The 12,444-nt window shown below is 66.0% G+C and carries 13 protein-coding genes; 6 read left to right on the top strand and 7 right to left on the bottom strand.

All coding sequences use genetic code 11. The features are described 5' to 3' along the window. Positions 1-29: 29 nt before the first annotated feature. On the bottom strand, positions 30-1,124 hold the full coding sequence (gene hemE, locus DOD19_RS16175) for a uroporphyrinogen decarboxylase (protein ID WP_024977251.1): 1,095 nt from the start codon (positions 1,122-1,124) through the stop codon (positions 30-32). Positions 1,125-1,218: 94 nt separating this feature from the next. Then, entirely contained in the window at positions 1,219-1,698 is a 480-nt protein-coding gene (locus DOD19_RS16170) for a cupin domain-containing protein (RefSeq protein ID WP_112186557.1), read from the bottom strand. A gap of 201 nt (positions 1,699-1,899) precedes the next feature. Here DOD19_RS16170 and DOD19_RS16165 point away from each other — a divergent pair, with 201 nt between their 5' ends. Continuing rightward, entirely contained in the window at positions 1,900-2,247 is a 348-nt protein-coding gene (locus tag DOD19_RS16165) for a GFA family protein (protein ID WP_045205317.1), read from the top strand. Between the two features lie 12 nt (positions 2,248-2,259). Here the strand turns inward: DOD19_RS16165 and DOD19_RS16160 are convergent, their stop codons facing one another. From DOD19_RS16160 to DOD19_RS16145, 4 genes are all read right to left on the bottom strand, one after another. Further along, complete coding sequence (locus tag DOD19_RS16160) at positions 2,260-3,288, bottom strand: Rieske 2Fe-2S domain-containing protein (RefSeq protein WP_112186555.1); 1,029 nt, start codon at positions 3,286-3,288, stop codon at positions 2,260-2,262. Further along, positions 3,285-4,424, bottom strand: a complete 1,140-nt coding sequence (locus DOD19_RS16155) for a GNAT family N-acetyltransferase (protein WP_112186553.1) — start codon at positions 4,422-4,424, stop codon at positions 3,285-3,287. The genes DOD19_RS16160 and DOD19_RS16155 overlap by 4 nt, the downstream gene beginning before the upstream one ends. Beyond that, positions 4,421-5,578 carry an ATP-grasp domain-containing protein gene (locus tag DOD19_RS16150; RefSeq protein ID WP_112186551.1) on the bottom strand — a complete coding sequence of 386 codons (1,158 nt, stop codon included), beginning with the start codon at positions 5,576-5,578 and terminating at the stop codon, positions 4,421-4,423. Before DOD19_RS16150 ends, DOD19_RS16155 begins: the two co-directional genes overlap by 4 nt. Before the next feature lie 123 nt (positions 5,579-5,701). Further along, the gene (locus tag DOD19_RS16145) at positions 5,702-7,504 is read right to left on the bottom strand and encodes a methyl-accepting chemotaxis protein (protein ID WP_037031857.1); all 1,803 of its coding nucleotides are present in this window, start codon (positions 7,502-7,504) and stop codon (positions 5,702-5,704) included. Positions 7,505-7,867: 363 nt separating this feature from the next. On the opposite strand from DOD19_RS16145, the gene DOD19_RS16140 reads away from it, so the two are divergent. Then, positions 7,868-8,167, top strand: coding sequence for a hypothetical protein (locus tag DOD19_RS16140; protein ID WP_112186548.1), 300 nt, complete (start codon positions 7,868-7,870; stop codon positions 8,165-8,167). A gap of 98 nt (positions 8,168-8,265) precedes the next feature. Continuing rightward, positions 8,266-9,195: a sterol desaturase family protein gene (locus DOD19_RS16135; RefSeq protein ID WP_112186546.1), complete on the top strand. Its 930-nt coding sequence runs from the start codon at positions 8,266-8,268 to the stop codon at positions 9,193-9,195. Between the two features lies 1 nt (position 9,196). On the opposite strand, the gene DOD19_RS16130 is transcribed toward DOD19_RS16135, so the two are convergent. Further along, on the bottom strand, positions 9,197-10,078 hold the full coding sequence (locus tag DOD19_RS16130; protein WP_112186544.1) for a LysR family transcriptional regulator: 882 nt from the start codon (positions 10,076-10,078) through the stop codon (positions 9,197-9,199). Between the two features lie 100 nt (positions 10,079-10,178). Between DOD19_RS16130 and gstA the strand changes: the two genes are divergently transcribed. The 3 genes from gstA (at position 10,179) to DOD19_RS16115 (ending at position 12,438) form a co-directional block, all read left to right on the top strand. Next, a complete protein-coding gene (gstA, locus tag DOD19_RS16125) occupies positions 10,179-10,808 on the top strand; it encodes a glutathione transferase GstA (protein WP_024977241.1) in 630 nt (209 codons plus the stop codon). Between the two features lie 192 nt (positions 10,809-11,000). Beyond that, positions 11,001-12,062 (top strand): phosphate ABC transporter substrate-binding protein PstS, encoded by a 1,062-nt coding sequence (gene pstS / locus DOD19_RS16120; protein WP_024977240.1) that lies wholly within the window; start codon positions 11,001-11,003, stop codon positions 12,060-12,062. A 172-nt stretch (positions 12,063-12,234) separates the two neighbouring features. Further along, positions 12,235-12,438: a DUF3562 domain-containing protein gene (locus DOD19_RS16115; RefSeq protein ID WP_024977239.1), complete on the top strand. Its 204-nt coding sequence runs from the start codon at positions 12,235-12,237 to the stop codon at positions 12,436-12,438. The last annotated feature ends 6 nt before the right edge of the window (positions 12,439-12,444 follow it).

Here is a 12,444-nt window from a genome sequence, read left to right as displayed (position 1 = left end):
ATCGCACCGCAGCATTGATCTGATACGTGTTACTTCGCTTTTGTGCGCAGCGCACGGCTGAAACTGTGCGCCTCGTCCACCAGCACCGACACGGCTTCGGGCGGCGTGAACTGCGAGATGCCGTGGCCGAGGTTGAAGATGTGGCCGTCGCTGTCGCCGCTGGCTGCGTAGTCTTCCAGCACGCGGCGCACTTGGGCGCGAATGGCATCCGGTTCGGCAAACAGCACCGTCGGGTCCAGGTTGCCCTGCAGGGCGACACGCCCAGCCGTGCGCTGGCGGGCGAGCTGCAGGTTGACGGTCCAGTCAACACCCAGCGCGTCGGCCCCGGTGTCGGCCATGGCTTCAAGCCACAGGCCGCCGCCCTTGGTGAACAGGATGACCGGCACGCGCTGGCCATCGGCCCCGGCGCGGATGCCTTTCACCACGCGGGCCATGTAGGCCAGCGAAAACTCCTGGTAGATGCCATCGGCCAGCGCGCCGCCCCAGGTATCGAACACCTGCACAGCTTGGGCACCGGCATCAATCTGCGCGTTCAGATAGTCGATCACGGCCTGCGCGTTGATCTCCAGGATGCGGTGCATCAGGTCGGGGCGCGCGTAGAGCATCGACTTGACGGTGCGGAAGTCGTCCGAGCCGCCGCCTTCGACCATGTAGCAGGCGAGCGTCCACGGGCTGCCCGAGAAGCCGATCAGCGGCACACGCTGGCGGCCGTCCTGCACGAGCGCGCGGCGGATTTCCGCCACGGCATCGAACACATATTGCAGCGACGACATGTCCGGCACCGACAGCGCCGCCACATCGGCTTCCGTGCGCACCGGCTTGGCAAAGCGCGGGCCCTCGCCCTGCGCGAACGACAGGCCCAAGCCCATGGCATCGGGCACGGTCAGGATGTCGGAGAACAGAATCGCCGCGTCCAGCGGATAGCGATCCAGCGGCTGCAGCGTCACTTCCGTCGCATACGCCGGCGACTTGGCCAGGCCGAGGAAGCTGCCGGCCCGCGCGCGCGTGGCGTTGTACTCCGGCAGATAGCGGCCCGCCTGGCGCATCAGCCACAGCGGCGTGTAGTCGGTGGGCTGGCGGCGCAGGGCGCGCAGGAAGGTGTCGTTGGCGAGCGGTGCGGACATGGCGATGGACTCTTTAGGAGGGCGCCATTGTAAGGGATGGTGTTTTCATCCCGCCCTGACCCAGGCCAACATGCCGCAGATCACGGCGCAGATGTCACGGCACCTTGTGCGTATCGCCCGCACGCTGCGGCGGCAGCTTGATCGCCATCGATTTGAAATCCGTGCTGGTGGTCAGCGTTCCGTGCACCACGCCGCGCGGAATCACGATCAGATCGCCCGCCCGGACCTCACGCGGCGCGTTGTCGAGCCAGACGGTGGCCGTGCCCGACATCACGTACTGGATCTCATCCGAGTACGTATGCGTGTGCTTGGCCACGGTGCCCACCTGGATGCCGACCGTGCCGTTGGCGGCCGTCACCAGCGTTTTCGTGCGCAGCGTACCCATCTCGGCGATGACGGGACCGATCTCGTCCGGGGTCATGCCGCCCATGTTGATGATCTGTGCCGAGATCTGTGGCGCTAAGACTGGAGCAGCCGCCGGTTCCGACGCTTGCGCAAACGCGCTGGCGCTGCCGGCAAAGATGGCGGCGGCAGAAACCGCCCGGATCACAGCAACAGGACGATGGCGATGCATGATGGCTCCTCATGACGCGGTCGCCGTCAAGGCGCGGCGATCCGTGGGGCGTTCGTGTGGTCGACTCGCGGCGATTGTCGCACCGCTGCATGGAGGCAGAGACCTAGGGCGATTCCCGAGAAAGCGGGCATCGTGCGCGGACCGGCTCGCCTATAGTGGACGGCGCCACATCCATCACAAACACGCCACAAGGAGACCGGCATGACACACAAGGGAAGCTGCCACTGCGGAAACGTCGCGTTCGAAGTTGAAGGTCATCCGGAAAGCGCGATGGCGTGCAACTGCTCGATCTGCCAGCGCAAAGGTTCGCTGCTGTGGTTTGTGGCGCCCGACAAGGTGCGGCTGCTCACGCCGGAAGACAACGCCAGCACCTATCTCTTCCGCAAGCATGTGATCAAGCACCGCTTCTGCCCGACTTGCGGCATCCATCCGTATGCCGAAGGCGTCATGCCCGACGGCACACCGATGATTGCCGTCAACGTCCGCTGCCTGGAAGACATCGATCTGGCCAGCGTGCCGGTCACCCACTTCGACGGACGGTCAATGTAACGGCGTGGTGCGCTACAGCCACATCTGCATCACCCGCTCGCCCGGCTCCACAGGCTTGCCGCTGGGCATCCACACGGCGTCCAGCATGGGCCGCACAAGATCGAGTTCGGTGGAAATGCCGTCCTGGCGGTTAAAGCGCGCGCTGTTGGCAGCCTGCGCCTCAACCACGCGGCGGTCTTGCTCAGCCACGCGATACAGGAACGGCCAGACGAACCAGCGCACGGCCCAGGCAGGCGCCCAGCGGTTTTCCACATGCAGCGTGGCGAACAGGCGCGTGCGCATGTCGTCTTCGGGCGTGAAGTGCAGCGTGAAATACAGCGCGCTGCCGTTGGCGTAGCGGTATTCGAGCTGGGCGGTCGCCGGGGCGGCAAGACCAAAATGCGCGCGCTCCGTGGTGCGGGGTGATTCGAACAGGCGGTACAGCAAGCCGCTTTGCTGCGCCTGACCGGCGTAGTCCACCTGCAAGCCATCTGCCGACTGGGTGACGGTCACCGTCATCGGCTGGCGCGCGCCATGGCTGCGCACCAGGCCCGGGTGGACGAGATGCGTGTGCAGCGGGTCGAGAAAATTCTCCAACGCGTCGGCCGGGCGGGCCTGCCACAACGTGCTCCACAGAAAGCGGCGGCTGCCGGCCGGCAAGCGATTCAGGAACGCCGGCAATGCGGCAGGGGCGGCCTCACCTGGTGCCCGTGCGCTCATCCAGATCAGCCCGTCGTGCTCGAACGCCTGCCACGCGTTCACTTGCACGGCGGGCACAGCGGCGCCCGGGCACATGCCCGGCATGGCAGTGCAGCGGCCGTCGGCACCGAACGTCCAGCCGTGGTACTTGCATTGCAGTGTCTCACCGACGAGCTGTCCATCGGACAACGGCACATGCCGATGCGGGCAGCGGTCATCAAGCGCAAGCAGGCTTCCCGAAGGCAAACGCGCGAGCACCACCGCGCGGTTGAACAGGGTCACGCGCATCGGCTTGTCGCGCAGGCGGTGCGCTTCGGCGACGGGATACCAACCGCGCAGCAGCGTGGCGTTCCAGGCAGTCATAACTGAAAGCGTTGCATGATCGGCACGCCGATCCGGGTTGTGAGGGTGCGCAGCACAGCGATGGCGTGGCGTGTGGCGGGCGGCAGATGCCGGCAGTACACGGCGCTCATCTCAATGGCGGGCATGCCGCCGCGCAGGCGCTTGAAGTGGGCGGCACCGGCGCTCAGGTTCAGTTCGGCATCGCGCGTGATGGTCAGGCGCAGCACGTGCGCCATCAGCAGGCGATACAGCGCCGCCTGCTGTGGCCACGTCGTGTCGTACCCGACGATGGGCGCTGTCAGTAACGGCCCTTGCCCAAACACGCCGACAACGGCTCGCAACACGCCCTGCGCATCGCGAAATCCCGCACATTCGAGCAGCCCCGCCGCATGCCACGCTCGAAGGAACGCTGCGGTATAGCGCGGGTTCAAGGCGGAATATTTGTCGAGATAGAGCTGCGCATACAGCCGCTCGGCCTGCGCGAAATCGGCATTGGTAAAGGCATCGTGCGGCACGAACGTCAGCGGTGTCGAGCTGAGCAGCTTGAGATCCCGCCGCAGGTCGCGACGCACCTCCGATGCGCGCGAGGCACGCTGCAGGTGCTGGAACAGATAGACCTGCCGCGTGGGGATCAAATCGAAGCCGGCGACCGTGGCAGCGCGCAGCCAGTCGGCATGCTGGATCGTGTTGAGCGAACGCAGCCAGATCGCGCGGTCGGGCCACCGGTCGCGGCACGTACGCGCCAGCGCGCCCAGATCGAACGCCGCTGCCGATGGATACAGGTTCGTGCTGACGAGCCAGTTGTTGACGGCCACCGCCCGGTCCAGCTGCGCACGCCGCATCCACGCATCGGCCAGGCCGATCGCACCGCGCAGCAGCGGCCGCAGCACGCGCGGCATCAGACGCTCGGACTCTTCCGCCGCATAGCGGCCATACGTGGTGATGGGCGAGCAGACCCAGGCATTCTCGGCATGATTGGCGCGATCGTCACTGCCGTTGATCGTCACCGGCAGCGGCAAACCGCCGGCCTCCATCACGTCGACCTGCGTCACCAGATTGGCGACGAACGGCAGCGACGCCTGCCCGCGATGCACATGCAGGAACGCGCCCGCCTTGTCGGCAAAGCATGCATGCGGCACGGCGCCGGGCGCCGTCATACCTCGGGCAGCTCCTGGCCATCCCACTCGATGTCTTGCGTGGCCGCTTCGCGCATATTGCAACGCTGCGCGATCGCCATGCGCGCATAGGCGGCGAGATCGCACACGCCGCCCCACAGCGGGCCGCGGTCGCCCGGCGTGGCGATGACGTCGGTGGCGGCGCGCCAGTCCTGGCGCCATTGGCGCAGCCTGCCGTGGCGCACGGCATCGAACAGCCCCGCTGATGCCATCACCGCAGCCGCCATGCGCGGCACACCCGGCGACGGTTCGATGCAGCCGTCGAGCGTGCCGGCCAGCGCGGCGGGCAGTGGATCGTCAAGGCCGAACAAGTGGCAACCGCTGGTGGCGCGCGGGTTGCATTCGAGCGGGCTCACGCGGCCATCGGCCTGCTCGATCCAGTCGAACGAAAGCTGCCCCGTGAAGTCGAGCTTGCGCGCAAAGTTGGCGACGAAATTGCGGACCGCGTCGATGCGCGCGGGCGCGAAGTAAAAGCTCGCGCTGGTCGACATGCGCCAGTCTGGGCGATACAGCGCATGGGCCACGAGTCGGCCGCGATCGGCCACGCTGTACGAGCAGAATTCCTGCCCCGCCACCAGGCGCTGCACCACCCACGCGCCCAGATCGGCCAGCGGCGGTGCATCGTCGGGAATGCCGGTGCGATACAGGCGCACATGCACGCCAAAGCGCGAGAACTCCGGCTTGAGCACGACGGGGCGCCCGCCTGCCCAGGCGCGCGCTTCATCCAGCGTGCGCACCCGCGCGGAGACCGGCACATCCGCGCCGCAATCCTGCGCGAGTTCCAGGAACTGCCATTTGCTGTGCACCGCGCGCAGCTTGTCGAAATCCTCGGCCAGCACCCGCACGCGGCTAGGCAAGTGATGCCGATAGCGCGATACGAAAAAGACTTCCTCGCACGTCGGCACCACCAGATCGATGGCGCGCTCCCGGACGATGCGTGCAAGGTCCGCCGCGAACTGCGCCGGCGCATGACGCGGCGATGCAATGCGAAAGGTGGCCGCGACCGCCCTGGAGGCCCCGCTGATCTGGCACGGAATACTGTCGGCAATGCAGACCGTCCACCCCTGGTGGGCAAAGCGGCGGGCGTGGTCGAGCGCCACCGGCGCGCGGCCACCGAGGATCAGCACATTGGGCATGCAGGCGGAGCGTTGAGGTCAGGCAACGTCCGCCGAAGGCAAGAGGCGCGGGGAAAGTTGCCGGGGCTCCATTCTAGGCAAAGGAGCACCCGGCCCGGGCGCGGTGAAGAGGGGTGCAGCGCTTCAGGCGCTGCGCAGCTTGAACAGCCCGACCGTGCGAGCCAGACCCTGGGCCTGCTCGTTGAGCATCGACGATGCGGCCGTCGACTGCTCGACCAGCGCAGCGTTCTGCTGCGTGGCCTGGTCCATCTCGGCGACGCTGCGATCGATCTGGCTGATACCGGTGCTCTGTTCGTGCATCGCACCATCAATCTCGCCGATGATGCGCGCGACACGCTCGATGCCCTGCACGATCTCCTGCATCGTTGTGCCGGCGGCCTGCACGCGTTGCGCGCCGGTCTTCACGCTGGCTTCGGATGCCTGGATCAGATCTTTGATCTCGCGGGCGGCCGTGGCGCTGCGTTGCGCCAGCGTGCGCACCTCGCCGGCCACCACGGCAAAGCCGCGGCCGTTCTCGCCGGCACGGGCGGCTTCCACCGCGGCGTTCAGTGCGAGGATGTTGGTCTGGAACGCAATGCTGTCGATCACGCCGATGATCTCGGTAATGCGCGCCGACGATTTGGCAATCTCGTCCATCGTGCTGACCGCGCTCGAGACCACGTCGCCGCCGCGCGTGGCGGCATCGCTGGCGTCGCTGGCCAGGCGCGTGGCCTGCACGGCGGCATCGGCGGAGTTCTTCACGCTGGTCGTCAGTTCGGTCAGCGCGGCAGAGGTTTCCTGCAGGTTGCTGGCCGACACTTCGGTCCGATTGGACAGGTCACGGTTGCCCGCTTCGATCTCGCCGGTGGCGGACTTCATGCTGTCGACGCTGGCGCGCACTTCCAGCAGCACTTCGCCAATCTTGTCGATGAACGTGTTGAACGAGGCGCTGATCTGCGCGACTTCATCGTTGCCGACCACGGGCAGGCGGTGCGTGAGGTCACCGCCGCCGGAGCCGATGGTGTCCATCGCATCACGCACCTGCGACAGGCGGCGGAACGACTGCGAGGTGAAGAACGCGGCGATGCCCACGGCAGCCAGCGTCAGCAGCACCATGGCCACTGCCAGCGCACGCACGACGTTGCGCAAACCGGCGGTGGCTTCCGCCTTGTCCAGCGCGATCACCAGGTACCAATCGGTGCCTTGCACGGCCTGCGCCTTGAGCAGCTTAGGCGCGCCGGCCAGCTCGACCTCCAGCGGCGCGGTGGCCTTCGCCAGGTTGGTGAGCGTATCGACGGTGAGCGATGCCGCCACGTCGGTGGCCGGCTTGAGCATCAATTTTGCGTCAGGGTGGGCAATCACCTGGCCATCCTTGGCGACCACGAAGGCGAGGCTCGACGGTGTCGGGTGTACCGCTGCCACCACCTCGCGCACGCCGTCCAGCGGGACGGCGCCGGACAGCGCACCGGTGGTTTCGCCGTTCTTGATGAGCGGCGCAGCAAATGACACGTAGGGCACGCCGGTCGACACGTCGCCGTAAGGCTTCGTCACCAGCAGTTGGCCTGCTGCAATGGCCTGCTTGTACCAGGGGCGGATGGTCGGGTCGTAGTCCTTGGGCGTGGTGGCGCTGGTGGAGATGAAGCTCTTGTCGGTCCAGCCGATCGTGATGATCGGAAAGCCGTTGGCGTCACCCATGTGCTTGCCGAAGCCTTGAGGGTCTCCGTGCTCGATCACGCCGGCGGTGGCCTTGACGGCCTGCGCCTTCGCCGCGACCCATTTGTCGATGGCGAGCGTGTTGCCGCTGGCAATGGCAGCGAGGTTCTGATCGATCGATTCCATCGTGTTGGAGCGCACGATGGAATAGGTGGCGGCGCCGGACAGCGCCAGGGCACCGACCACGGTGGCCGATGAAATGAGGAGAATTCGGGTGCGGAGAGAGGAGATCATGATTCTTCTAGGCCAAACGTTTTCCATGAATCTGACTGCGTACGGTATTTGCCGTAGCGCCCTCCAGATCCGACTGCCGGCTGTCGGGGGCCACTCCAAGCTGCTACGGCACCGCGCAGGCGAACTTGAGGCGGCGAAACCCGCCCCCACGAAAGGATGGCTGCTATAAAAGGAAACGCCCCGCATGATTGCCCAGGCAGTTCATTCCCTTGAAACCCAAGCCCATGCACGACGCTCTCCACATCGACCCCCGCCACGGGTGACCTCCGGTTCGCTGACATCCGCATCACGCCGCAGACAAAAGCCGATGCCCTGCCGGCACGCTTTACGGTCGGGCCTGTGCGGCCTGTAAGCGTCGAAGGGATGGACGTCCCCTGCCAATTCGCGACGGTGGCTGCACTGGACGACACAACGCCCATTACCGTCAGCCTGCGGTTTGAAGCCGAGGCGCTCGTCAGCGTATTCGTCGAGCTGGCACAGCCGGTTTCGTACGACGACATCGACGTCGTAGAACAACGCCACCGCCGCTGGATCGCCAGCAAACTCGGCAAGGACCCGGGCGGCCTGACGCGCTATACCTGGGGCAGCGCCGGCGTGGCGCAAGACAAGAGCGGCGGCGTGCACATCTTTCTGCACAACCGCAACAACACCTGGGGGCGCTGAATACGTTGTAAGACGCCCCGGCGTCGGCCCCAATTGCCGCCCCGGCATCGTTTGCAGTACCGTCGCTGGCATTCCTACGGAGCCGGGAGCCCCGCGCCATGGCCGTGCTGTTCACCATCCTGAAGATTGCCGTCGTGCTCGTGCTGGTGTCGTCACTGGCCGAGGCGATCGTGCTGTCATTGAGAAACGGCTGGGCCAACTACGACTGGAAGGCCGCCGGCGTGTCGGTGGTGGATTTCCTGGTACGCGAGTACCCACTGCGCTGGCTGCTGCCGCTGGCGTTCTGGATGCAAGGCCTGGAATGGGTCTACCAGCATCGTCTCTGGACGCTGCCGATGGACCACTGGACGGGCTGGGTTGCGTGCTTTCTCGGCCAGGAGTTCTGCTACTACTGGTACCACCGCGCCGCGCACCGCGTGCGCTGGTTCTGGTGTACGCACGCCATCCACCACTCACCAAATGATCTGAACCTGTCGGCGGCCTACCGCTTCGGCTGGACGGGCCGATTGACGGGCACGCTCGCCTTCTTTGCGCTGGCGCCGCTGCTGGGCATGCCGCCGCGCATCGTGCTGATGCTGCTGTCGCTCAATCTGCTGTACCAGTTCTGGATTCACGCCACGTGGATTCCCCGCCTCGGGCCCCTGGAATGGGTACTGAATACGCCCTCGGCACACCGCGTGCATCACGCGTCCAACCTCGAATACCTCGACGGCAACTACGGCGGCGTGCTGATCGTGTTCGACCGGCTGTTCGGCACGTACATCCCTGAGCGAAAGGACGTGCCCTGCCGCTACGGCCTCGTGCACCCGATGCGCACGTACAACCTGCTGGTGATCGAATTCGCGCACTGGCGCGCGCTGTGGCAAGACCTGAAGACGGCCCGCTCGGCGGGGGAAGTGCTTGGCTACCTGTTCCGCCCGCCAGGCTGGCGAGCCGACGGCAATGGCGACACGACCGAGGAGTTGCGCCGCCGCGCCGCGCTCATTCCCGAAGAGCAGCCGATCGCCCGGGCCGTTGCGGCCAACTGAACTACGGCAACCGCAACGTCTGCGCCAAGTGCCCATACACCACGGCAATCCGCCGCAAGTGCCGCGATTCCGGATGCGTCAGCAGCCATAGTTCCGATTGATTGGCATCTTCCAGATCCCGCAGCACCACCAGATCGCGACGGTCTTGTGCCATCACCACGGGCAGGATCCCAACGCCCATGCCCATCCCCACCATCTCGGCCGCGATCTGCAGGCTGTTGACGAAGTACGTGGGCATGACCTTGGGGAAATGCCGCTTGCGCCAACTCACCGATGGGTGATCCGGAATCGCGTCGTCAATCGCGAGCCACGGCGTGCGGCCGGCTTCGACATCGGCGTAGGTAGTGCCGCTCGTGCGCGCCGCATACAGCCCCACGCGAATCGAGCCGATGTGCTTGCCCACCAGATGCTGCGGCGGGCGCCGCGTGGCCCGCACGGCGATGTCGGCATCGCGCCGGGTCAGGCTGGCCAGTTCGTTGCTCACACGGAGGTCGTAGGTGAGGTTCGGATGCTCGGCTTGCAGCACCTTCAACGCAGGCGCGACCAAGCCGACGAGGATCGTGTCCGTGGTGGTGATGCGTACCGTGCCTGACACCTGATCGGGCACCGCATGCGCCGTCGATCGCGCCGCCTCGAGCGCCGACTCCACCTGCTCGGCCTGCTCCGCCAGCGCGTGCGCCAAGTCCCCCGCGAGATAGCCGGTACGTGAGCGAGCAAACAGCGTGGCGCCCAGCCCGCGCTCGATGCGCTGCAATGACCGGAACACGGTGGACGCATCCACGCCAAGCCGCTCGCCGGCCGCCGCGAGCGTGCCCGTGCGCACCATCGCCAGTACGATCTCAAGGTCGGCCGCGCTCAGCCGGTATTGCGTCTGCGCAAGCATGATTTGCTTTCCTGCCTATTTCATTGGCAACGGCGCAATCCTACAGTGTCGTCACCGCCGCCGTTGGCGGCATCCCCAACCCATTTGCGAGATGACAACCATGAAGCTCTACTACTCCGCCGGCGCCTGCTCGCTGGCCGTGCACATCGCCCTGCGCGAAGTGGGTGCGCAGTTTGACCTGACCGCCGTCGACCTTGCCAAGCACCTCACCGCCGACGGCACGGATTTCTACACGATCTCGCCGCGCGGTTACGTGCCGCTGCTGGAGCTCGCGGATGGTTCGCGCCACACCGAAGCCGCAGCGCTGCTGCAATACGTGGCCGACCTCGACCCGACGCAGGCGCTCATCGGCAAGCCCGGCAGTGCGCATCGTCTTGCCGTGATCGAATGGCTCACCTTTGTCAGCACCGAGCTGCATAAAGGCTTCGGCCCGCTCTGGTACAAGGACACGCCGGAAGCCACACGCCAGGGCGCAAAGGACAAGCTCGCCAAGCGCTTTGCCGAACTCGATGCCCGCCTTGCCAAACAGCCGTACTTGGCCGACACCTACAGCGTGGCCGACGCCTATGCCTTTACGGTGCTGAACTGGACGAACTTCCTGGCGCTGCCGATGGGCGCATATCCGAACGTGCAGGCGTATATGGCGCGGGTGGGTGCGCGGCCGCAGGTGGTTGAAGCGTTGAAGACTGAGGGCTTGATCAAGGCCGACGCGGCCAGCACTGTCGCCTGACCGGTAGTCCGGGATCGGCGAGCGCTAAACAAAACCGCCGATCCCACCCCCTACTCCGCCCAACGTTTGCGGAACGTCTTACAACACATCTCCATGTTGTAGATGGGCTCTATCAGGGCTGCACACCGTGCTGTCACAGGCGCGTCGCTACAATCGCACGCTTCGCGTCTTCTGCAGTCCGCAGCTCTCCCCATGTTCAAGCACGTTGTTCTCGCCCTGGCCGTTGCGGCTGCGGGCTTGCCGGTTGTCGCGCGCGCTGATGTGCGCGGCGCAGGTTCGACCGCCGCTGCGCCGGTCTATCGCGTCTGGTCAGCGGGGTATGCCGCGTCGTCGGGCGTTGCGCTCAGCTATGACGCGGTAGGTTCAGGAGAGGGCCTGAAGCGCATTCGCGCGGGCGCCGTGGATTTTGGTGCGTCTGACGTGCCGCTCTCCAGCGCAGAGGCTGCCAAGGCGGGCCTCGTCTGCGTGCCGTCGGTGGTGACAGGTGCGGTGCCGTTTGTGAACGTGCCGGGCGTGCCGCGCGGTCAGCTCAAGCTGACGGGCGAACTGCTGGCGCAGATCTTCCTCGGCAAGATCGAGAGCTGGGATGCGCCTGAGCTGCGCGCGCTGAACCCGGGCGTGACGCTGCCCAAGCTGAAGATCCATCCCGTCGTGCGCTCCGATGGCTCAGGCACGACGTACCACTTCACCGACTATCTGAGCGCCGTCAGCCCCGACTGGAAAAGCGCTTACGGCACCAAGTCGACCATCAACTGGCCGGCGGGCTTTACAGCCGCAAAGGGCAGTGGCGATGTGGTCAAAGCGGTGCAGGCCACGTCCGGCGCCATCGGCTATGTCGACTACAACTACATCCTCGACAACGACCTGAGCGGCGTGCAGCTACGCAACCCGGCGGGCCGCTTTGTCAGCGCGCAGGTGAGCGGCTTTCGCGAAGCGGTGATGCAGAGCGCGTGGAACCGCAAAGGCGATTTCACGGCTCCGCTGGTCAACCTGCCGGGTGCGGAGACGTGGCCGATCACCATGGGCACCTTCATCGTCGTGCCGGCAGTCAGCGCATCGGGCCCGCGCACGCTGGCCGCGCTGAAGTTCCTGACGTGGGGTTACTTCCACGGCGACGAGCTGGCCGCGCGTGCGAAGTTCGTGCCGCTGCCCGAGCGCGTGCAGGCCATTGCGTATCGTGAACTGGCACGCGTGACGGATGCGTCGGGCGCCGCCATCGGCCTGCAGAGCATGCCCGCAAACTGGGGCAAATGATCATTGCCGGCGCAGTGTCTGCACCGGCAACAGCACCGTTTTGATGCCGCGCAGGTGACCCGTTGAAAGCTTTGCAACAAGGCTGGATTGTTCCGACGCGTTTCCTATAGTGGTCACTCGCCGCGCAAGTCAGCCAGCGCGTCACCGCCAGAGCAACGACCGGAAAGCAAACATGGGTACCGCCATCGCAGACCAGGACGAGCAGATCCACCAGATCGCACAGGACACCGGCGCACCGGCTGATCTCGTCCGCGAGCAGTACATGCAGACAATGCGCACATTGGCGGCCGACGCCAGCGTGCACGACTATCTCTCGCTGTTTGTCACACGCCGGGTGCTCGCCGCGTTCCGCCCGCGCCGCACGCCCACGCGTTAGTCCCGC

Source organism: Ralstonia sp. GX3-BWBA (assembly GCF_003290055.1).
In the GTDB taxonomy this organism is placed as follows: domain Bacteria; phylum Pseudomonadota; class Gammaproteobacteria; order Burkholderiales; family Burkholderiaceae; genus Ralstonia; species Ralstonia holmesii.
Note: the sequence above shows the minus strand (reverse complement) of the source record. Positions and strands in the feature narration are given on the sequence as shown.